General features: G+C 32.2%; 20 protein-coding genes, 1 tRNA gene and 1 other annotated feature. Of the genes, 8 read left to right on the top strand and 13 right to left on the bottom strand.

The features are described 5' to 3' along the window. Positions 1-4 precede the first annotated feature (4 nt). Genes EYR00_RS06180 through EYR00_RS06170 form a run of 3 tightly spaced genes read right to left on the bottom strand, consistent with a single transcriptional unit; the run spans position 5 to position 4,576 of the window. A complete protein-coding gene (locus EYR00_RS06180; RefSeq protein WP_003537971.1) occupies positions 5-3,037 on the bottom strand; it encodes an AAA family ATPase in 3,033 nt (1,010 codons plus the stop codon). Next, positions 3,027-4,160: an exonuclease SbcCD subunit D gene (locus tag EYR00_RS06175; protein WP_003537969.1), complete on the bottom strand. Its 1,134-nt coding sequence runs from the start codon at positions 4,158-4,160 to the stop codon at positions 3,027-3,029. The genes EYR00_RS06180 and EYR00_RS06175 overlap by 11 nt, the downstream gene beginning before the upstream one ends. A gap of 11 nt (positions 4,161-4,171) precedes the next feature. Beyond that, complete coding sequence (locus EYR00_RS06170; RefSeq protein WP_008793008.1) at positions 4,172-4,576, bottom strand: GNAT family N-acetyltransferase; 405 nt, start codon at positions 4,574-4,576, stop codon at positions 4,172-4,174. 149 nt (positions 4,577-4,725) lie between these two features. Between EYR00_RS06170 and EYR00_RS06165 the strand changes: the two genes are divergently transcribed. Beyond that, the gene (locus EYR00_RS06165; RefSeq protein WP_003537967.1) at positions 4,726-5,862 is read left to right on the top strand and encodes a GGDEF domain-containing protein; all 1,137 of its coding nucleotides are present in this window, start codon (positions 4,726-4,728) and stop codon (positions 5,860-5,862) included. On the opposite strand, the gene EYR00_RS06160 is transcribed toward EYR00_RS06165, so the two are convergent. Genes EYR00_RS06160 through aroF form a run of 6 tightly spaced genes read right to left on the bottom strand, consistent with a single transcriptional unit; the run spans position 5,859 to position 11,921 of the window. Next, a complete protein-coding gene (locus EYR00_RS06160) occupies positions 5,859-6,365 on the bottom strand; it encodes a shikimate kinase (protein WP_003537966.1) in 507 nt (168 codons plus the stop codon). The genes EYR00_RS06165 and EYR00_RS06160 overlap by 4 nt on opposite strands. Before the next feature lie 9 nt (positions 6,366-6,374). Next, complete coding sequence (gene pheA, locus EYR00_RS06155) at positions 6,375-7,493, bottom strand: prephenate dehydratase (protein ID WP_003537965.1); 1,119 nt, start codon at positions 7,491-7,493, stop codon at positions 6,375-6,377. A 3-nt stretch (positions 7,494-7,496) separates the two neighbouring features. Next, the gene (gene aroC / locus EYR00_RS06150) at positions 7,497-8,564 is read right to left on the bottom strand and encodes a chorismate synthase (RefSeq protein WP_003537964.1); all 1,068 of its coding nucleotides are present in this window, start codon (positions 8,562-8,564) and stop codon (positions 7,497-7,499) included. Next, on the bottom strand, positions 8,542-9,822 hold the full coding sequence (aroA, locus tag EYR00_RS06145; protein WP_003537963.1) for a 3-phosphoshikimate 1-carboxyvinyltransferase: 1,281 nt from the start codon (positions 9,820-9,822) through the stop codon (positions 8,542-8,544). The genes aroC and aroA overlap by 23 nt, the downstream gene beginning before the upstream one ends. A gap of 1 nt (position 9,823) precedes the next feature. Beyond that, on the bottom strand, positions 9,824-10,882 hold the full coding sequence (gene aroB / locus EYR00_RS06140; RefSeq protein ID WP_003537962.1) for a 3-dehydroquinate synthase: 1,059 nt from the start codon (positions 10,880-10,882) through the stop codon (positions 9,824-9,826). Between the two features lie 22 nt (positions 10,883-10,904). Further along, the gene (gene aroF / locus EYR00_RS06135) at positions 10,905-11,921 is read right to left on the bottom strand and encodes a 3-deoxy-7-phosphoheptulonate synthase (RefSeq protein WP_003537961.1); all 1,017 of its coding nucleotides are present in this window, start codon (positions 11,919-11,921) and stop codon (positions 10,905-10,907) included. A gap of 59 nt (positions 11,922-11,980) precedes the next feature. Next, positions 11,981-12,233, bottom strand: a binding site (T-box leader). Positions 12,234-12,395: 162 nt separating this feature from the next. On the opposite strand from aroF, the gene EYR00_RS06130 reads away from it, so the two are divergent. Beyond that, entirely contained in the window at positions 12,396-12,815 is a 420-nt protein-coding gene (locus EYR00_RS06130) for a helix-turn-helix domain-containing protein (RefSeq protein WP_003537960.1), read from the top strand. A gap of 30 nt (positions 12,816-12,845) precedes the next feature. Here EYR00_RS06130 and EYR00_RS06125 read toward each other — a convergent pair whose 3' ends face one another. The 3 genes from EYR00_RS06125 to EYR00_RS06115 all read right to left on the bottom strand — a co-directional run bounded on the left by EYR00_RS06125 (position 12,846) and on the right by EYR00_RS06115 (position 15,418). Continuing rightward, a complete protein-coding gene (locus tag EYR00_RS06125) occupies positions 12,846-14,156 on the bottom strand; it encodes a bifunctional diguanylate cyclase/phosphodiesterase (RefSeq protein ID WP_003537958.1) in 1,311 nt (436 codons plus the stop codon). Positions 14,157-14,198: 42 nt separating this feature from the next. Continuing rightward, a complete protein-coding gene (locus tag EYR00_RS06120) occupies positions 14,199-15,077 on the bottom strand; it encodes a ribokinase (protein ID WP_003537956.1) in 879 nt (292 codons plus the stop codon). 256 nt (positions 15,078-15,333) lie between these two features. Then, positions 15,334-15,418: transfer RNA gene (locus EYR00_RS06115), tRNA-Leu, on the bottom strand. A 325-nt stretch (positions 15,419-15,743) separates the two neighbouring features. Here EYR00_RS06115 and EYR00_RS06110 point away from each other — a divergent pair. The 3 genes from EYR00_RS06110 (at position 15,744) to EYR00_RS06100 (ending at position 17,815) form a co-directional block, all read left to right on the top strand. Next, the gene (locus EYR00_RS06110; RefSeq protein WP_008793004.1) at positions 15,744-15,977 is read left to right on the top strand and encodes a hypothetical protein; all 234 of its coding nucleotides are present in this window, start codon (positions 15,744-15,746) and stop codon (positions 15,975-15,977) included. A gap of 63 nt (positions 15,978-16,040) precedes the next feature. After that, positions 16,041-17,363 (top strand): RsmF rRNA methyltransferase first C-terminal domain-containing protein, encoded by a 1,323-nt coding sequence (locus EYR00_RS06105; protein WP_003537953.1) that lies wholly within the window; start codon positions 16,041-16,043, stop codon positions 17,361-17,363. Continuing rightward, on the top strand, positions 17,360-17,815 hold the full coding sequence (locus tag EYR00_RS06100; protein ID WP_003537952.1) for an HD domain-containing protein: 456 nt from the start codon (positions 17,360-17,362) through the stop codon (positions 17,813-17,815). The genes EYR00_RS06105 and EYR00_RS06100 overlap by 4 nt, the downstream gene beginning before the upstream one ends. Positions 17,816-18,251: 436 nt before the next feature. Here EYR00_RS06100 and EYR00_RS06095 read toward each other — a convergent pair whose 3' ends face one another. After that, positions 18,252-18,932: a FadR/GntR family transcriptional regulator gene (locus tag EYR00_RS06095; protein WP_003537951.1), complete on the bottom strand. Its 681-nt coding sequence runs from the start codon at positions 18,930-18,932 to the stop codon at positions 18,252-18,254. 132 nt (positions 18,933-19,064) lie between these two features. Between EYR00_RS06095 and ilvD the strand changes: the two genes are divergently transcribed. Genes ilvD through EYR00_RS06080 form a run of 3 tightly spaced genes read left to right on the top strand, consistent with a single transcriptional unit; the run spans position 19,065 to position 22,705 of the window. Next, complete coding sequence (gene ilvD, locus EYR00_RS06090; RefSeq protein ID WP_003537950.1) at positions 19,065-20,783, top strand: dihydroxy-acid dehydratase; 1,719 nt, start codon at positions 19,065-19,067, stop codon at positions 20,781-20,783. A 4-nt stretch (positions 20,784-20,787) separates the two neighbouring features. Then, entirely contained in the window at positions 20,788-21,735 is a 948-nt protein-coding gene (gene eda / locus EYR00_RS06085; protein WP_003537949.1) for a bifunctional 4-hydroxy-2-oxoglutarate aldolase/2-dehydro-3-deoxy-phosphogluconate aldolase, read from the top strand. Between the two features lies 1 nt (position 21,736). After that, on the top strand, positions 21,737-22,705 hold the full coding sequence (locus tag EYR00_RS06080) for a sugar kinase (RefSeq protein ID WP_003537947.1): 969 nt from the start codon (positions 21,737-21,739) through the stop codon (positions 22,703-22,705). The last annotated feature ends 317 nt before the right edge of the window (positions 22,706-23,022 follow it).

Genomic DNA, 23,022 nt, shown 5'->3' with positions numbered 1-23,022 from the left:
GTGATTATTCAATAGCAATCTTTGTTTCTTTGTTCTTCCGTGAAAGAATAATTTTATGATCAATTCGCTCTTTCAATTCACTAACATGCGAAATGATTCCAATTAATTTACCATCTTGTTGAATATCAATCAAACAGTCAATTGCTTGATCTAATGATTGACTATCCAAAGAACCAAAGCCCTCATCAATAAATAAAGTATTTAATTCTATCCCTCCAGCATAACCTTGAATCATTTTAGAAAGCCCTAAAGCTAAAGATAATGCCGCTTTAAAAGACTCTCCACCCGACAATGTTTTAACATCACGTAAAAGTCCACTTTCTAAATCAAGAACATCTAATTCCAGTCCTTGCTTTCCTGCCCCTTTAGAGCGGTTATCACGACGATAAAGCTGATAGCGTCCTTGCGACATACGTTTTAGCAGGGTATTAGCATAAACTAGAATATTTTCAAAATATGCCGCTAAAACATAACGTTCAAATGAAATTCGATAGCTGTTTTTTCCAGATGTAACCTCACTTAAATCTAAATAACATTGATAAATATCATGGCTATTACTTAATTCCTGATCAATATTTTTAATATTCTTGATTGTACTGGTTACTGTCATTAATTGGGCATTTAAATTATTTAAAATATTTAAAGCAGAATCTAATTTTTGTTTTAAAATAATTAGTTTTTCTTTTACGACTTCAACATCTATAACTTCAATTCCCTTTAATTCAAGTTGCAATTCATGAATTTGTTTATTCAAAGAATCCTTGGCAATTAAATAAGCCTGATACTCCTTTTCTTTATTTTCAAGCTGACTGACGTTTTTAATAATCTCTAAAAATTCCTTTTCATCTGTAAATAAACTATTCAGTTTCCCACGATATTCTCTTAGTACTTGCTGATAATTATTTTCCTCATCTTTGATTTGCTGGCAATACGACCTATTTTGAGCTTCCAATTGAATAATCTGTTCATTTATAGAACGGTATTTTTCTTCAATATCTTTAATTATTTTAGTCAAACCTAACAATTCTTTTTGCTTTTCTTCAATTTGCTGATCAACCTGATGATGCGTTAAATCTTTTAATTGTTTATTTTGTTCCATTCGTCCAATGACTTGATTTAATTGATCTTTATAAGCTTGTACTTGTGCATTATTTTTTTGAATATTCTGTTCTAATAAATCTAGATCCTTCTGATGATTAGCTAAACTTATTTTTAAGTTATTTAAATAAATAATTTCATTATCCAATTCTTTAGCCTGTTTTAATAATTTATTTTCATCGATATTGATCTTTCCTAATACTTTAATAAAAACTTCTTTCCCCAATTCTTCTTCAATTCCTAAGCGCTGACAATCATTTTCCATTTGTTTCTTTAATAAAGTAACTTCTTGCTGTTTTAATATTAAAGCATTATAAATATCATTTCGTGTTTCGCTACACTTATCAAAATTCTTTTTTGCTTTTTTTAAATCTTCTTGATAAACTATTTTTTGATCAAAATCTGCCAATTGTGGATGGTTTAAAGAACCACAAACAGGACACGGCTCATTTTCCTTTAAACTGCTTGCTAAAATACCAGCCTGGCTTGATCTAAAATGATGTTCCATTTGATCATATTTATTTTTTTCATTCAAATATTTTTCTTCAATTTTTTGATACTGTTCACGAAGCTCATAACAATGTTCCTCTTCTCTTAAAAATTTATCATAATCAGAGCTTAAGTTATGAATCTCAAGTTTATGAGCATGAATTTTTTGATAATTTTGATTTATCAACTCATAATCACCCTTAAGTTTATCTAAATGAGCAATACTATTACTATCTCGTTCGATAATTTTAGCACTTTTTTGTAATCTATCATTTAAACCGATATTTTTACTCTCAATTACTTTAATCTGTTTCCTTAAGTTATTTCCCTGATTTAAATCTTTTTGATATACTAAAACATTTTGTTTTAGTTCTACCATTTTTTCTAATTCAATTTGTCCCTGAGCAACTTCATCGTGATATTTAGAGACTAAAGCATACTGTTTCTCCTGCTTTTTTAAATCATTTTTTGCAAATGATAAGCGTTCATTTAAGACTTTTTCTTTTTCTCTTAGCTTAGCTAATTTAGTTTTACTACTAATCATTAGTGAATAGATATTTTGAAGTTGATTGGCTCTTTTTAAATCTTTGATCATCTTCTCTAATTCTCGATAATAATCCTCTTTGCTTAAATAATTCGATAGCTGGATTTTTAAATCATCTAGATATTCTAAGCGACGATTATTTATCTCAATGACATTTAGCTCTTTTGCCTTTTGCTCATAATATTGTGCATTTTGCTGGTACTCCATCGCTTTAATCTTTATCTTTTTTTCTAGTGAATCCAAATATTCATCTAAATCAATTTTCTCATCTTCTACATCAAGACTCTTTAACAACATCTCTCTTTGTTTAAAAAGTAAATCATATTTACTCTTATATTCTTTAACTCGCAATTTCAGCTGTTCTTCTAAGCATCTAAAATTATCTGTCTTAAATAAATTGCGTAATACTTTTTCTCGCTCTTCACTCCCTGCATAAATAAGTTTTGTAAATTCACCTTGGGCAATCATAGCAATTTGTTTAAATTGCTTATCATCGATTCCCAGGATTTCTTTAATTTTATAATTAACTTCTTTGATTCCTTCTATCATTTTACCACCCGGCAATGTTAATAATGCAGTGGGTAACTTAGGTGTTTTTTTACCTTCTAATAAATATCGTGGTGACCGCTTAATTAAATAATGCTGATTATGTAAAATAAAATCAAGTTCAACAAAAGTAGGAGTATCATGATTAGCTTGGTCACTTCGAAATTGTTCACTACTACGTTCACTCCCACTTGATACTCCATACAAAGCAAACATAATAGCATCAAAAATCATTGTTTTTCCAGCTCCAGTAGGACCAGTAATCAAAAATAAACCATCTTGAATAAATGGCTCAAAATCAATTGTCACTACTTGATGATACGGCCCAAATGCTGACATAGTAAGACGATTAGGCAACATTTTCTTTCCCTCCCATCATGATTTCTGTAACAATCTGTTTGGCTTCAGCACTTAGTTCTGTACCTTTTATTTTTTGATAAAATTGTTCAAATAAAGCAACTGAATCAAGTTTTTCAAATCCAGGATCAGCTTTAGTATTATTACTCGTTTCATTACTTATTAGTTTTGGATAAGTAATCTGCAATACATTTGAAAATTTTGTTCTTAAATAATCAATCGCATTAGGCACTAACATTGAATCTGTTAATTCAACTGCAATAAAATCATTATTATTAATGGCAAACGAATCTGCCATGATTTCATCAAAACTCCCAGTGATTTTAATTAAGTCTTGTTTAGGTTGTAATGATACAAGCTGATAGGATACTTTTTTATTATCAATCGTTACCTCAACTATACTTTTAGTTTGATTAACTTCGTCAAAAGAATAACGCATTAAACTGCCACTATAGCGAATAGTTTCAGTTGATATTTTTTGAGGTGCATGGATATGCCCCAAAGCTACATAATCAAATTGTTTAACTAATGAAACATCAATAATTTCCGTTCCACCTACACTTAATACTGTTTCACTTTCACTTCGCATAACTTCACTATTTCCAGCAATAAATTGATGGGTAATTAAAACATTCGGTTTAGTAAAATCTATTTTTTGATGTTCAAGATAACATCGAAAAGCATCCTGATATGTAACAATTTGTTCATCTTCATACAAATAGCGAATATAAGATGGTTTAAAAAAAGGCATTAAATAAAAATTAACCCCTTCAATTTCTATCGGCTTCATTTGTTTAGCCGGATATGCTTCAATATACAATCCTTCTTGTCTTAGCAATCCGCTAACAAAACTTAATCGACTCGCACTATCATGGTTTCCCGCTATCATCAAAACTTTTTTGTGATACTTTAAAATAACTTTTGTTAAAAAATCATTTAAAACATCAATAGCTTCATTACTAGGAACACTCCGATCATAAATATCTCCAGCCATGACTAAAACGTCTATTTCGTTATCGACTAAATAATCACAAACTTGATTCAGTAAATCAGCTTGAATTTCTAATAAATTTTGTTGATATAACAACTTTCCTAAATGAATATCACTAATATGAACAAATCTCATTATTTTCCTCCTTATAATTTAATTAAATAAACCTCTTTAATTGTTTCACCGGCTTCAAAATCTTTCCGATATTTTTTAGGTATTTCTACTGTTTCTAAATATTGTGCTTGTAATTTTAAAATCGTTTTTTTAGAAGCTAAATTATTTGGTGAACAAGTAATTATCAGTTCCTTAAACCCTAGTTTTAAGGCTATTGGTTTTATTAACTGGACTCCTTGATACGCATAATAATGCCCACGAAATTCGGGCTCAACAGTATAACCAATATGTCCATCATAGTATCGTTCTTCACAACTACCTTCTCGTAAAGTCATTCGCCCCACAATTTCATTGTTTACTTTCATTAAAAAAATATAATATGGTTTCCAGCCAGCTGGTAAATCTTTATCAATATATATTTGTTTTTCTAACTGCATCTCTATCACCTTAACACATTATATCATAAATACCATTTTGATGAGGATGAATATTATTACTTTGACTGACAATATTTGGTTTTATAATCAGCATATCTAAACACAATTTAGTCAATTTATGGTAGAATCAAAGAAAGGGGTTGAAACCAATGAAATTTAAACGGCTCGATCGGGTAGATTATCAAGTATCGATCATTACAATCATAATTGTTTGTGCATCCTTTTTTTGTGTCTATATTTTTAATTATAAAATCACTCACGATGATATGATCTATAGTCTAAAAGAACGTTCAAACACGATATATCATTATGTAGAAAATTATTTAGACAAAGATACTTTTAATCATAATTTTTCTCTTGATATGAAAAATGATACTTATAAACAAATAAAACAAAAATTAGAAGATGTAAAAAATGCAACAAATGTTTTGTATCTCTATACTGCAAAAATGACAGATGAAGGCGAATATATCTATCTTGTCGATGGACTGCCAACTGCAAGTCCAGATTTTCGTTATCCTGGAGATAAAATTGAAAAAGAAATAATTCCTGAGCTTAAAGCAGCATTAAAAAATAAAATTATTTTGCCAGATCAGATTAAGGAAACTACCTGGGGTCCCATTTTTGTTTCATATTACCCTATACACGACGAAGGAAAAGTAGTTGGCGTGCTAGGAATTGAATTTGATGCTAGTCATCAATTTGAAGCCTTTAAACAAATTCGAATTATTACACCGTTGATTGCCATTATGGCTAGTCTTATCGCTACTATCATTGCCGTTCTATCATTTAGAAGAATTTCAAATCCTCGTTTTAAAGATATGGCTAATACTGATTACTTAACAAATTTACATAATCGGAATGCTTTTGAAATAGATTTTGAAAACTTATCAACACATAAGCACAATACCGGAATAATTATTACCGATCTTAATGATCTAAAAAAAATCAATGATACATATGGACATCGTACTGGTGATGAATATATTAAAAAAGTTGCTAAAATTCTTGAAAAACATGTCCAAAAAAATACAGTTTATCGTTTTGGCGGGGATGAATTTATCATTCTTATTCATCATGATGCCAAACAGCAAATCAAAGCTGTTGTAACAGCAATTCAAACAGAGCTTTCAAAACAAACTGATGAAAAATTATCAATCTCTATTGGTTTTGCTGTTTATGATCCTAAAATTGATCATGATTTAAAGGATACATTCAAACGCGCAGATGCTAAAATGTATACAAATAAAAAACTAAATAAAGAAAAAAATAAGTTTGAGGATTAATCCTCAAACTTATTTTTAGTTATTAACTCAATAATTTTATCAGTAATATTTTCTAAAGTATCATCATTAACAATACGATGATCACAAGCTTCAAGATAAAGCTGATGCCGTTGTTTATCTAATTCATATAGTTTCTGTGGGCCCTCTTTTAACAAAGGACGACTTGTAACTTGAACATCCGTTAAAATATTATCAATAGGTCGATCAATATAAATGATTATTCCATTTTGCTTTAAATATTTAATATTTTCAGGTCTTAAAACAACCCCTCCACCAGTTGAAATAATATGCCCATTTAAGTCGGAAACATCTTTACATCCAGCAGTTTCATTATTCCTAAAATATGTTTCACTAACTTCAAACATCTCTGGAATTGTTTGATGATATTTTTCAACAATATATTCGTCAATGTCAATAACTGGTCTGTTTAATTTTTCACCAAGCATTCTAGATAAAGTAGTTTTACCACATCCCATAATGCCAATTAATACAATATTTTTCATCTTTTCTCCCTATGCATGATGGTAATTGCCTAAGACTCTTAAGGTAAGACAATTTGTTTTCATTTGTTCTAATGCCAATTTGACATTATCATCATGAAGACTACCTTCAAAATCAATATAAAAATAATATTGCCAACGTTTATCCTTTATAGGACGCGACTCAATTCTTGATAAATTTATTTGGTGATCTTTAATTGCTTTTAACACCCCATATAAAGCCCCAACTTTATGCTGTAATGTAAATACAATACTCACCCGATCAGTTTGAGGATGATCTTCAAGATGTTTAGCAAAAATAATAAATCTAGTATTATTAGTTTTTTCATTATGAATGTTTTCCTGTAATACTTCTAAATCATACAGTTTTGCAGCCACTTTTGAAGCAATCGCTCCTTTAGATAAATCATTACATTCACTTACATACTTTGCTGCTGCAGCTGTATTCGAAAAGTCTTGAGACAACATTTGAGGATTATTTCTTAAAAAATCAGCTGACTGCTGAATTCCTTGGGGATGACTATAGACTGTTTTGATATTTTCAATTTTAGCCCCCTTAATCCCTAATAAATGTTGTGAAATACAGACACTGTGCTCACCAACAATATAGAAATCGTAATCCCGAACTAAATCATAATTATCATTAATTGCTCCAGTTGAAGAATTTTCTAGAGGAACAATCCCATAATCAATTTCCGCATTTTTTAAAGCCTCAAAAACATCACGAAAATTAACATAGTTAGTATTTTCTACATTTCCAAAGTATTCTAACATCGCCTGATGAGCAAAAGCACCAGGCACCCCTGCATATCCAACTTTAATATTTTCTCGTTTTGGTGCAGCTAAATTATAAAGATTATTTAGAGGAATAAAAGTAGCTTGATAGCTCTTCCCGACATCCATAACATCTTGCATAAAATTACGTGCATAATCAGCAAGCTCTGGATTCATCATCCGTGCAGCATTTTTTTCAATTACTGCTTTTTCACGTTCTGGTTGAAAAATTTCTAATCCATGAGCTAATTTGTAAGTGACAACATCTTTACTAACATTCATTCGCTGCTCAAATAATTTAATCAATTGTTGGTCGATTTCATCGATTTCACGACGACATTGTTCTAAATCTTTCATAAATTACCTCACCAAATCCAACATTGCTAATGCTGCCATAGCTTCGACAACTACAGTTGCTCTAAAAACAATGCAAGGATCATGACGTCCATGAACTCCTAATGTTGTATTTTCATGTTTTTTTACATCAATCGTTTTTTGTTCTTTAGAAATAGAAGGTGTCGGTTTGATTCCAACTGTAAAAACGACTGGCATTCCATTAGAAATTCCACCAGTAATCCCACCATTGTTATTACTAGTAGTTTTTACTAGAGCATCTTGATAATAGTAACAGTCATTAGCTTCACTACCAAATAATTCACTAATCTTATCATTTCCAAAAGCTACTGATTTAACTGCTGGAATTGAAAATAACAAACTTGATAAATGACTCTCAATTGAATCAAAAAACGGTTCACCAAGACCAGGTTTTAAACCAATAATCGCACATTCAACCTTGCCACCTACTGAGTCTTGATCCATTCGTGCAGCATCAACAATATTAACAAACTTTTCATATTTTTCTTGATTAATGACAGGATAATGTTGTCTGCGTAAATATTCAAGTGTCTTAGTTGATAAACGCATATCAAAATTTTCATCATACTCGTTTTTAATACTTAGAATATGTGCTCCAATTTGAATCCCCTGTTTTGCCAAAATTTGTTTTGCTATAGCCCCAGCAAAAACAACCGGAGCAGTGATTCTTCCTGAAAAATGGCCACCGCCACGTACATCATTAAATCCTCTATATTTAATAAAAGCTGGATAATCACTATGACCAGGACGCATTTTTTCTTTTAATAATGAATAATCTTTAGAATGCTGATCACTATTATAAATTATTCCACATAATGGTGCACCAGTCGTTACATCATCCTGTAACCCACTCATTATTTCTACCTTGTCAGCTTCTTTTCGAGCAGTTGACATTTTATCCTGTCCAGGAGCACGACGTTTCATTTCTTTGGCTACTTCCTCTAAATCAATCTTGATTCCGCTTGGTAGATTTCCTAAAACAATCCCAATTGCTTTTCCATGAGATTCTCCAAAAATTGTTATCTCAATATTATTTTTCCACGTCGATGACATCAATAATTCCTCCTAATGACTGGTAATCTTCCCAAAAATTTGGATAAGATTTTTCTACACATTCCATATTATCAATAACAACAGGCTGACTGCTGCGAGTAGCAGCAATTGCTAACATCATTGCAATTCGATGGTCCGCAAAACTAGAACAATTACCGCCAGTAAACTCATTAACACCGCGAATCGTCATTCCATCAGGTAACTCTGTGACGGTTCCACCTAATTCATTAAGCTGTGAACGAGTTGCTATGATTCGATCACATTCTTTAATTCTCAATCTTTTAGCATTAATAACATCACTTTTACCTTGAGCTAAAGCTAAAGCTACTGAAACCACAGGTATAACATCAGGGCATTGACTAGCGTCAACAATTGTTGCTGCTAAGTTTTCACCCGTAACCTTGATACCATCACTAACTACAGAAATTTTAGCCCCCATGGCTTCAAGAAATTCTAAAGTTGCTTTATCTCCCTGTAACGAATCAAGATTCAAATCTGTTAATACAACATCATTCCCAATCGCTCCAGCAACTAGATAAAAAGCCGCCTGAGAAAAATCTGCCTCAACTCGATAGTCATGAGCCTGGTATTCTTGTTTCCCCATTACAATAAAACTTTTATAATCATTATTGACAATTTTAATTCCATATTGATTTAACATCTGCAAAGTTAGATCAATATATCCTTTTGATTCCAACGGTGAAGTGATCTCAATAATCGAATCACCATCTAATAGAGGTAATGCAAATAGCAGTCCAGTGATAAACTGTGAAGAAATATTCCCAGGAACCTTATAATGATCGGGTTTTAACTTACCAATTACATATAGATCAAGGATATCCTCTTTATAAAGATAACCAATATTTTGACGCTCAAATATTTCATAAAAAGTATTTAGCGGTCGTTTCCCCAAATTACCGCGTCCAACAAAATGAGCTTTATTTTCCTCAACAATTGCAATTGGAACCATAAACCTTAGCGTCGATCCAGATTCTTCACAATCAATCTCACTATTTTGCTTTGTATAAGTAGTTGTGCCATCAATGATTAAATAGTCATCATATTTCTCTATTTTGGTTCCCAATGATTGCATTGCTTTAATTGTTGCTTGAATATCTTTAGAATATTCAATATTATCGATACGACTGATTCCTTTAGCTAAACTAGCACATATAATAGCTCGGTGAGCTAATGATTTTGACGGTGGTACTTGGACCACACCACTTAATTTAGTCGGTGTAATTTTTACTGCTGTCATTCTATACCCTATCCTTTGCTTGAATTAATGAAAGATTACTTTGATAGACATAGCTATCCCCTATTTCCTTTAACAATACTAACGATAATTTTTTATTAATATTTTTCTTGTCAAGACTTATTGCCTCCAGTAAGTCGGTTGTTTTTAATCCGCTATAAACTGGTAAATTATATTTAATACAAATTTCTTTTATTATATCACTAGTCCCCACTGGTGATAAATCATTTTCTTCGGCAATTTTAGTTAATTGTACCATTCCTATTGCAACTGCTTCACCATGTGAATATTTCTCATAATGATAATATTGTTCAATTGCATGTGCAAGTGTATGCCCAAAGTTCAGTAATAAACGATCCCCGAAGTCAAACTGATCTCTTTCGACTACATCACGCTTAATACCAATGCAACGATAAATTATTTCATCGATATCCATGTATAACTGTTCAAAGTTATCATAACTATTTAGTTTATCAAACAAACTTTTATCTTTAATACAGCCATATTTGATTACTTCTCCCATCCCGTCATTAATAAAACGCTCTGGTAATGTTTTTAAAGTATTTGGATCAATCAAAACCATTCTCGGATGATAAAAAGCCCCCACTAAGTTTTTTCCTTCTGGTAGATCAACTGCTACTTTCCCCCCTACTGAAGAATCAACTTGTGCTAATAATGAAGTTGGGATTTGGACCAATTTAACACCTCGTAAAAAGGTCGCTGCAACAAACCCGGCTAAATCCCCAATAACACCGCCGCCTAAAGCGATGATTAAATCTGTTCTTGTTAATTTAAAATCTAATAAAGATTTATATAACGATGGTAAAATATCAAAACGTTTAGACTGTTCACCATGAGGAACCGTTACATGCTCAACAATGTATTCTTTATTTAGAACGTTTGTTAATAAATCACCATAATAATGATAAACTTGATCATCCGAAATTATCATGATTTTATTACCTTGATATATCTCCTTGATATATTTATCAGCTTGGTTTAAAATTCCTTTTTCAATATAGATTGGATAGCTATTTTCTTTTAATGAAACTGTCATTTCCATCGTTATATTTCCTCCTAATTAATTATACTTTCTTTCCAACAACTTCAGCTATTTTAGAAATTTGTTTTAATAATTCTTCATATCTTTCCGGTCTTAATGACTGTGGTCCATCACACAGTGCCTTCTCCGGATTGTTGTGCACTTCGATCATTAACCCATCTGCTCCTGCTGCTACTGCTGCTTTTGCCATTGGTTCCACTAACCACCATTTCCCTCCTGCATGGCTTGGATCAATTATAATTGGTAAATGTGTTAATTTCTTTACTACCGGTATAGCCTGTAAATCCAACGTGTTTCTTGTATATGTCTCAAATGTTCTTACCCCTCGTTCACATAAAATTACATTCGGATTCCCGTTTGCCATGATATATTCCGCTGACATGATCCATTCTTCAAATGTCGCACTTAATCCTCTCTTTAATAAGATTGGTTTCTTTGTTCCTGCTCCCACTTTCTTTAACAGGTCGAAGTTTTGCATATTTCTTGCCCCGATCTGAATTAGATCTACTTTCTCATTGAATTCTTCTAAATACTGGGCATCCATCAGTTCCGAACAGATTGGCAATCCAGTTGCTTCTTTAGCTGCAACAAGAATATCCAGACCAGAAGACCCCATTCCCTGGAATGCATACGGTGAAGTTCTTGGTTTGAAAGCGCCTCCTCTTAAAATATTAGCACCGGCAGCTTTGGCAGCTTTAGCAATCTCGATTACTTGTTCTTCACTTTCAACAGAACATGGACCAGCAATCAAAGCAAGGTTGTCACCCCCAACTTTAACACCAGCAACATCAACGATCGTATCATCAGGATGAAAAGCCCGGTTAGCAAGTTTATATGGCTCAGATACACGCATTACATGATCAACTGCTTCATCTACTTCAATTGCTTTAGGATCAATTTGAGTTGTATCCCCAATAATTCCGATAACTGATTGACCAGTTCCATTTACAACACTAACATTTAACCCCTTGTCAGTAACCATTTTTGATACTTTTTCGACATCTTTTTCTGTCGCTGTCATTTTCATTACAATAATCATTTTTCTATCCCCTTTTGTTTTATTTCAACTCTGTATATAAATAAAAAACTCTCTTCCTATAAAAGGACGAGAGCTTATGCTTCGTGATACCACCTTAATTTATTAATGTATTGCTACACTAACCTCATCGAGTACGCTAATCAAATAGTTCATACTCTTACACGTTAACGGGTGTTGCCGGAGAGACCTACTACTAACGATTCAGTCCTCTACTCCAAGATGAATTCAATATTCTCTAATAGACTCTTTTACACCAGCCAAGAGCTCTCTAAACTATTTTGAATACCTACTATTTCTTTTCACAGTATTTATATCAGATGTTGTTGAAAACATTGTATACAATAGAATGAATAATGTCAATCTTTTTTAATAAAAAGTTTTTTTATTTCTATTTTATAGTCCATATAAGTCTACATAATTCTGGCGGTCACAATAGTTTAAGTACGTTATAATCTTGTTAAAAGGAGGCGTATTATGGAAAATATTGATATAGCATTAATTGGTAAATATATAAAAAGTACTCGCCTTTCAAAAGGCTGGTCGCAATCCAAATTAGAAAAAATAACCGGTTTATCAGCATCCTCCATTAGTAATATCGAATTAGGAAATCGTGGCGTTTCTTATAATATTTCTTTACCATCACTTGTTAAAATAGCTCACGCTTTTGAAATGAGTTTAGTTGATCTATTAAGTCAATCTGGCTATTTAAGCGCAATCGGTGACGAATGTTATGAAGCTGAAAAATCTCAAATATATATTCATAATTATGAATTAATCAATATTTATCATCGTCTCACACCGATTCAGCAGCAAGAATTTGTTCAAGAAATAAAGAAATTAGTTAGCCAGTCTGATCTAGCCAAGCAACAAAAGATGTTTCGAAAAAAACCTTAACGATAATTTTATTTATCTGTTAAGGTTTTATTATTCCTCATTAAAACAAATCAATGTATTTTTGCCTGATAATTTTGCTTGATACATTGTTTCGTCAGCTCGGACATAAATATCATCAAAGGTTTTATCCGTTGAATATATTTTAGTAACTCCCATACTAACAGATACTGGTACTTTTAGTTTTAGCTCTCGAGCAATATTATGAATCTCTTGATGCATTGTTTGTAATCTTGCTCGAATCGTATCTTGCTGCATAAGCCCAAGAAACATCAAGAAAAATTCATCACCCCCAAGACGCGCAGCAATATCATCACTGCGACAATATTTTTGAAATAATTCACCTATTTTAATCAAAACTTGATCACCAATATAATGACCATGTAGATCATTTATTTCTTTAAAGTTATCAACATCAATTACTACTCCTGTTACATTTTCCAATCCTTCATCTAACACTTGATTAACAATTGTTTCACATGCAAAACGATTTAGCAAACCTGTCATATGATCATAATGTGCCTTATTTTTTAATTTTTCTTCATACTCTTTGCGTCTTGATTCCCGCTCTTTTTCCGACTGGATATTTTTCATTGTTCCAACGATTCTAACTAAATCGTGATAAGTATTATAAATTCCTTTCGCACGAAAATGACACCAGCATTTACTTTTATCGATTAAATCAACTTCTAGATCATTATCAAGATGATGATTATTTTGGTAAAAATGTTCTAAAATTAATCGTTTGTTTATTCTCCAAATATTATACCAGTTTTCTTGATCATTTTTATCATTAACATCACTTCCATAAAACATCAAACTATCATATCCAATTTCATAATCAAAAAAGCATTCTTGAACAAACTCAGTAAAAATCTGATACCGTTGAATTTCTTGTTCTAGGCGCTCATTAGCTTCTACTAATGGCGTAATATCAGTATAAACCATATACATTATAGGGTCTTTATCCTCATATAATTCATCTAAAAAAATTCCTTTAGCTTGCACCCAAGCTTCTTTACCCTTTGAACATTTTAAACGATATTTCAAACTAAATGGCTCTTTAGAATTAACATACTTGCCGATTTCTTGATATACATATTCACGATCATCGTCATGAATAAACTGACTGCTCGAAAAATATCTTTCACCACTGCCAATAAAATCAACTCCAATCAATTTAGAAATTCCCTCACTACAATATATTACTGTAAACTGTGGATCATAAACAATTTTTCCAACTGCTCCAATTGAAATAGAAATCAATTGTTCGAATTCAGTCATATTTGTTTTTGCCAAATCCCTAAATAAAAATAATTCTTCTCTGGTTCTACTATTATTCATCTTATTTCACTACTTTCTTCATTACCTATCCATCAAATCATCCTAGTATTTTTCAACATCGTGACGTTTTGGAATTGCATTTGCAGCGCCAGCTTTCATGACTGCTAACGCAGCGGCATTAGTAGCAAAAGTCAATGCTTCAATTGCACTTTTACCTTCAATTACAGCAGCTATATAATATCCTGTAAAAGTATCTCCAGCTCCAGTTGTATCTACCGCTTTGACCGTTCGTGCGGGTTGATACACGCGCTGCTCCTTATCTTGAAAATATACTCCATCTTGTCCCAGAGTTAAAACAACTTTAGCCTGTGGATAAAGATTTTTCATTCTTGTTAAAATACACTCGGGGTCATAACATCCAGTAATTTGGGCACCTTCAACTTCATTCATTAAAAAAGTATTGACTAATGATAAATCACATTTATCAATATACTCATCGTATGGTGAAGGATTTAAAAAAATATTCATCCCTTTCTTTTTACCTTCAATAATTAAATAATCGATTAAATTGACTTCATTTTGCAGTAATAATATATCCCCTTTACTAAATTCAGTCAGAACTTTGTCAATCCAAGCTTTATCTAAACTTCGATTAGCTCCAGGATACAAAATAATACTATTTTGTCCTTGCGAAGTTACTTGAATAATAGCATTACCGGTAGGTATCACGCCAGTTTCAATAAAAGTAGAATTCACTCCACTATCATTGCAAAGTTCAATCAAAAACTGTCCATCAATCCCGATTTTACCAGCATGATATACCTCTATCCCTGCTCGAGCTATAGCAATTGACTGATTCAAACCTTTTCCACCAGCATATACGCTCATTTGTTTAGATGTAATTGTCTCTCCTGGGGCAACAATTCGTTCTAACTGATATGTATGGTCAATATTTAACGATCCAACATTTAATACTTTCATAATTATTTATCCCTCTTTCACTGTCAGCCTAATAGTATCATATTTAAATCACATTTCCAAACAACTTTAAAAAATAACCTATTAAACCAAAAAACGACAAAAATCACTGTCATATGATGTAATAATAAAGATGTAGAAGTTATCCAATTCAATTGGCCAATTAATTAGATGACTAGTGTTATTGTATAAAACATAGTGCACTTATATACATATTTATAAAAAAAAGCCAATACAGCAGTATCGGCTATTATTTCAATGGTACCCGAGGTCGGACTCGAACCGACATGGTATAAACCAAACGATTTTGAGTCGTTCATGTCTACCAATTTCATCACTCGGGCAAAATAAATTTATGCTATATATAAATATGACATTCTGGCAAAATTGTCATTTCACATATAACCATGTGCCTACAACGGCAACTAACAGAATTAATTATAAAGAATTCTTTTAATAAAAGCAATACTAAATTTAAATGAATTTAACAAAAAAATATTTTTATTAAATTCAAGTAAAAAAACTGTCTCTATATCAACACTTTTTACGTCATAGAAAAAAATTTTAATCAAACTTATTCTTCACTTGTTTTAGTAATTTTAGAATATCTATTGACGAATGAATAAAAATAACGTATTTTTAGTATAAAATATAGGGATGAACAAAATTATGGACAAAGGAAGTAATATTATGGAATATGAAAACATTATTAGCGAATTAAATGAAATTACTACTTCATTAGACGCTACAACAGAAACATTAGTCGGTTTACAAGAAAACGCTAAACACGAAGAAGCAATAAAGAAAATTGATGTTGATTTATATCTTGAAGCCCCAATTCAAGAATTAAGCCGTTTAGCAAATCGACTGGCTGAATTAAGTCATATTATTAATGAAAAATAATTAAAGACAAGCGATGCTTGTCTTTTTATTTATAATTCTTGTATAATAAAAAAGAGGTGAACTATGAACAAACTATTTGAACAACGAATGCAAAAGCTTTTACAGAATGACTATCCTGCATTTGAATCCGCATTAAATCAAAAACCTATTAAAAGTTTTTATTTAAATCCCCTAAAGCATGGAAGTATTGAACATTTAAATTCAGCATTTTTAACCAAACATCCCTACATCAATGATGCTTATTTTTATGATTATGAAAATTATCAGTTAGGAAAACATCCTTATTTTAACTGTGGTTTATATTACATTCAAGAACCAAGTGCTATGGCAGTAGCTAACTGCCTTGACTTTGATCATGACGATTATGTATTAGATATGTGTGCCGCGCCTGGTGGAAAGACATGCTTTACAGCTAGTAAGTTAAGTAGTGCTGGTTTAATGATTGCTAATGACATCAATAAACTTAGAGCTGGTATTTTATCTGAAAATGTTGAACGTTTTGGTCTTCAAAATACAATTGTAACTAATAGCGACCCAGTTAAACTAGAAAAGTATTTTAATAATTTTTTTGATAAGATCATCCTTGATGCTCCTTGCTCAGGCGAAGGAATGTTTCGTAAACTTGATCAAGCAGTAGAGACCTGGTCAATTGAAAAAGTAAATGAGTGTGCTTATATTCAAAGAAATTTAATTAACAGCGCTTATCAAATGCTTAAAGATGAAGGTATTCTAATTTACTCCACTTGTACCTATTCGCTTGAAGAAAATGAAGATCAAGTTAAATATATGACCAATGATTTACAAATGGAGTTATTAGAAATAAAAAAACAGCCAGGAATGGCTTCTGGTTATCAGAATGATAAAGTTGTCCGAATGTATCCTCATCTTAATAAAGGTGAGGGGCAATTTATTGCTCTTTTGAAAAAACATACTAATGGTTCAACAAAAAAAATAAATTTCTTAAAACCGAATGTTACTAAAGATCAATTAAATCTTGTTACTAAATTTTATCACAATAACTTAAACCTTCCAGTCCCCCAATATTTATATAATTCTAATAACCATATTTATGCAATTTTACCGCAATTCCCAGATCTAAAGGGGACAAAAGTCTTACGTAATGGTTTATATTTAGGAGAATGTAAAAAAGGGCGTTTTGAACCAAGTCATTCTCTGGCTCTTTCTTTAAAAAAAGAAGATGTTAAACGCTATTATAACTTTAAAGCTGATGATTTAAATATTTCCAAATATCTTCACGGAGAAACTCTAATCGGTAATAACCAAAAAGGTTATGGTTTGATTCTTGTCGATGGTTATCCATTAGCATTTTACAAAGAAAGTAACAATCAAGTAAAAAATCTTTTTCCAAAGGGGTTAAGACGATGAGAAGATATGAGATAATCAAGGACGAAGTTTATCAAATTTTAAACACTAATTGCTTTGGTAATAAGCGTAAACATGGTTTAGAACACCTATTTAGCGTTGCTGCAATGATGAAATATCTAGCAATCCAAAATAACCTAAATATAGAAATTGCTGCAACAATCGGCATTTTACATGATCTTGCTACATATAAATTGAATTCTAGCTTTGATCACGCTAATCGTAGTAGTTTAATTGCCTCAGAACTATTAAAAAAAGATGAACTCTTTTCAGCAAATGAAATAGATACTATTGTAACAGCAATAAAAAATCATTCAAATAAAGAAAGAATTGATGATAAATATAGCGAATTAATAAAAAATGCTGACCTTTTAATCCAATACCTTAATGATCCTGAGGCCCTTTTAACCAGTGAAAAACAGAAAAGAATTAATCGTCTTATAGAAAGCAAATAGTAATTGCTTTCTTTTTTGTGCCTACAATAGATAAAAGGAGAATCAGTTCCATAGAAAATAAAAGTATTAATTTAATCCGCCGACCCATAGCAATTAAAGTAATTGTTATTCATAGCAAATTATTCAAACCACTTAATTTTAATCTATATATCCTTATTAACAACGGTTTATGCCGCCTGGCTGTGCCTCTTTCTTTATTACTTTAGGTTATTTTTTCTATCATAAATTAGTAAATTATCGATGTACTACTAAATATTTTCCCCTTGGTTATCCCTATTCTTTATTATGCCCCATTCAAATTCCTTGCAGCATTGATTAGTTATCTATTTGTAAGTAATTTCCTTATAAATAAAAATGCTTAGTTTATTCAATCAATCTCCGATCGTTAGTTATCGAATCTAACTTTAGGCGATATCTCATCTTTACTAAGCTTTTTTTAAATTGTCTTTAATATATCAATATTATCTTGGATATGTCTAGCCATCGCTTTACTAGCTCCTTCTTTATCTTTATTAGCAACAGCTTCAACAATCAAACGATGTGTAATAATTGTTTCTTGGACAAGGGATTTATCAGTTACATCGATAGCTTGTTCAATCGCTCCAGCAATAATTGGAATTAATTTTCCAATAACCCGATTACCGCTAACCCGAGCTAATAAAGTATGAAATTCAATATCTTGTACAGTATAATCTTTATTTTTGTTAATTAAGCTTTCAATTTCATCAGCTAAGTCTGATAATTCCTTAAGTTGTTTTGCACTAATATTATCAATTGTTTTAATAATCATTTGCGGTTCTATCAACAATCGGACCTCCAAAGCATCCATTAAAACTTTAGTTTTATCAGTTTCAAAAGTAAACCCCAGTGGATCATCACTGATTCCTGGCTGATCAGCCACAAAAGTTCCAATCCCACGTTTAATTATTACGACTCCTTTTGAATTTAGACTTTTAATCGCTTCACGGATCGTTCCACGTCCAACTTTAAGTTTATTCATTAAGTCAACTTCATTAGGTAATTGATCACCTGGTTGAAGACCATTTTCGTTTATATAGCCAATAATTTGCTCTACTGCCAACTCTGGCAGCGTTTTTTTACTTCCTAATTTTTTCATTTTCTCGCCTCGCCTATAAATTCTTACACATTTTATTATTTTTGTCAATTTTAATTAACGCTATTGACAAACATCATCAAGCCTTTTAGAATTAAATTATATTTAAGACGTCATACGTCATAGGAGGATAAAATGAAATCACAAGAATTACGTAAAATTGCACCTGAAATTGATCCACTAAGGATTGGTACTGGATGGAGTGTTGCCGATCTAAGCAAACCTCAAATTATGATTGAAAGTACTTACGGTGACTCCCACCCCGGAAGTGTTGGTCTTTTAGATCTAGTCTATGAGGTTGAAAAAGGGATCAATGATCATGGTGCTAAAGCCTCAAAATTTTTCACTACCGATATTTGTGATGGTGAGGCACAAGGGCATGACGGTATCAATTATTCTCTAGCATCTAGAGATATGATTGCTGGTATGATTGAAATTCACAATAATGCAACTCCCTTTGATGGCAGTGTTTTTGTTGCAAGTTGTGATAAAGGTATGCCCGCTCACTTAATGGGAGCCGGAAGAATTAACAATCCTTGTATCTTTGTAACTGGAGGTGTAATGGAAGCTGGTCCAGATATGCTAACCTTAGAACAAATCGGAAAATATAGTGCCATGTATTTACGTGGTGAAATCTCCAAAGAGCAATTTGAGTATTATCAGCATCATGCCTGTCCAAGCTGTGGAGCTTGTAGTTTCATGGGGACTGCTTCAACAATGCAGATTATGACCGAAGCATTAGGATTGATGTTACCTGGTACAGCATTAATGCCAGCTACTTGTAAAGATTTAAAAGAGCAGGCCTATAAAGCAGGAAAACAAATAATTAAATTAGCCAAAATGGATTTAACAGCTCGCGATATTGTCACCATGAAATCATTTGAAAATGCAATTATGGTTCATGCAGCAATTTCTGGAAGTACTAATTCACTGTTACACTTACCAGCTATTGCAAGTGAGTTTGGAATTGATCTAAATGCTGATTTATTTGATCAGATGCATCAAAATGCACATTATCTTCTTGATATTCGTCCTGCAGGAAAATACCCGGCTGAATATTTTTACTATGCGGGTGGTGTTCCAGCGGTCATGGAAGCAATTAAAGAGAATCTTAATTTAGATGTAATGACAGTTACTGGTAAAACTTTAGGTGAAAATTTGGAAGAATTAAAAAATAATGGTTACTATGAAAATTGCCAAACATTTTTGGATAAGATCAATCTAAAAAGCACTGATATTATTAGACCATATGATGATCCCATTGGAAAAGATGGAACAATTGCCATTTTAAAAGGGAATTTAGCACCAGATGGAGCAGTAATCAAACATTCAGCATGTCCTCAAGAAATGATGCAAGCTGTTCTTAGGGCCCGCCCATTTGATAGCGAAGAGGCAGCCATTGACGCGATCATCAAAAAACAAATCAAACCCGGTGATGCAGTATTTATTCGTTACGAAGGACCTAAAGGTAGTGGAATGCCTGAAATGTTCTATACTGGTGAAGCCATTAGTTCTGATCAGGAACTAGCCAAGAGTATTGCACTAATTACTGATGGACGTTTTTCTGGAGCTAGCAAAGGACCAGTTATTGGTCATGTCTCACCAGAAGCTAGTGAGGGAGGACCAATTGCTTTAATCGAGGAAAATGACTTGATCAAAATTGATGTTCCTCAACGTCGATTAGAAATTATTGGAATTGAAGGAAAACAACGTACCTCACAAGAAATTACAAAAATATTAAAGGAGCGCCATGCTAAATGGAAGCCAAAAGAACCAAAATATAAAAATGGAATTTTATCAATCTACACAAAACTTGCTACTTCACCAATGAATGGCGGAAAAATGAAAGGATAATAACATGAATAAAATAATCAACGATATATCATTATATGGTATAGTTCCAGTAATTAAAATAGAGTGTTTAGAAGATGCTCCATATCTTGCCAAAGCTTTATGCGAAGGCGGTCTACCAGTTGCTGAGGTAACTTTCCGAACTGCATGTGCCAAAGAAGCAATTATAGCTATGAAGAAAGCTTGTCCACAAATGATTATTGGTGCTGGTACAGTTTTAAATCCAGCACAAGTAAATTCAGCAATTGAAGCTGGTAGTGAATTTATTGTTTCACCCGGTCTTAATCCCAAGACCGTTCAATATTGTCTTGATAAAGATATTCCTATTTTACCTGGTTGTGCCAACCCAAGTGATATGGAGCAGGCGATTGAATTAGGCCTAGATGTAGTAAAATTCTTTCCAGCTCAAGCAAATGGTGGGCTTCCCGCAATCAAGGCAATGTCAGCGCCATATTGCAACTTAAAATTCATGCCAACCGGCGGAATAAACACTAGTAATTTAACTGAATATTTAGCATTTGATAAAATTATTGCTTGTGGCGGGACTTGGATGGTCAGCGATGAATTAATTAAAGAACATAAATGGGATGAAATTACTGCTATTACTAAACAAGCAGTTAAAACCATGCTAGATATTAAATTTCATCATGTTGGAATCGGAGCTGGTGATCGAGGTGCTCAATTAGCGGCTCTAATCAATAGTCCTCATCAAAAAAATCTTTCTATTTCAAGAATGGTAGATGAAATAGAATTTATGTTTGATACGCCTAGTGGTTCCCTCCACCACCTATGTTTGTCAACCAAGAGTATTGAACGGGCAATATTCTTTCTAGAAAAACAAGGTTATACTTTTGATATGCAAACTGCTCGTTACAACCATAAAAATAAAATCGAATTTATCTATTTTAATGAACTAATAAGCGGTTGTAAATGTCATTTATGTCTGGAGGGATAAAATGAAAAAAATATTACTATTTGGAGAGCCAATGGCTCTGCTTACAACAACATCGTATGATTCATTAGATGAAGCCGAGATGTTTAAAAAGACACTAGCTGGAGCCGAGGTTAATGTTGCTATCGGATTAACAAGACTAGGGCATCAAGCTACGTATTTAACTGTTTTAGGTGATGATCCATGGGGTCATTACATTAAAAAAAAGCTTTATCAAGAAGGAATTGATACAAGATTAGTTTACTATAATAGTCTTTTTCCAACTGGAATGATGATGAAAAATCAAGTTATTGAGGGTGATCCTGATATTTACTATTATCGTCAAGGTTCTGCTTTTTCGAATATTGACACTAATCTAATTGATCAAATCAATTTAAATGACTTTGACCAATTACATATTACAGGTATCCCCCTAGCACTGTCTTCTAAAACTCGAGAAACTAGTTTAAGGCTTGTAAAAAAAGCTCGTGAAGCCGGTCTTTATATTTCATTTGATCCGAACTTAAGACCATCTCTTTGGCCTAATCAAACAACAATGATCGATACCACTAATGAAATGGCCAAATATTGTAATATGTTCTTACCAGGCAATAACGAAGGAAAAATTCTCATGGGCAGTGATGATCCTGAAAAAATCGCTGTATATTATCACCAGCTAGGCTGTGATGAACTCGTAATAAAGCTTGGTTCCCAAGGTGCTTATTACAGCAGTAAAAATGAAACTTTAACAGTTCCTGGATTTAATGTAAAAAAAGTGATTGATACAGTTGGTGCTGGAGATGGCTTTGCAGCAGGAATTATTTCAGGTCATTTGGAAGCATTATGTAGTAAAGATATGTTGATTCGTGCGAATGCAATTGGCGCGATTCAAGTTCAAACACTTGGAGATAACGAAGGCTTACCAAATATTGAAGAATTAAATACCTATTTAAAAAAGTCACATTGTGAAGCAAACCCCGAAAGCTGGATATAACCAACTTTTGGGGTTTTTATTATAGCAAAGCCAACAACAGAGCAAAAAATTGGTATCTATATTAAACAAATACAAGGAATATTACTTATTTCATTATCAAAAGGGTATAAGCTAGGAAAGCACAATGTGCATGATTTAAAGAAATTTCATGTTTATGAAGGATTAAAAGAATCCATTAATTCCTATATAAATTTCTACAATAACAAAAGTTACAAGAACGATTCAAAAATATAACACCACCAGAAGTACGCTTTATAGCTTTAGATACAGTCAAGGAACCAACTCAGTATCCTATAAAAGAAGATATACATATTCAA

Origin of the sequence: Thomasclavelia ramosa DSM 1402, from assembly GCF_014131695.1 — a bacterium.
GTDB classification, from domain to species: Bacteria; Bacillota_I; Bacilli_A; order Erysipelotrichales; family Coprobacillaceae; genus Thomasclavelia; species Thomasclavelia ramosa.
The sequence above is the reverse complement of the archived record's forward strand: the minus strand, read 5'-3'. Positions and strand labels throughout refer to the sequence as shown.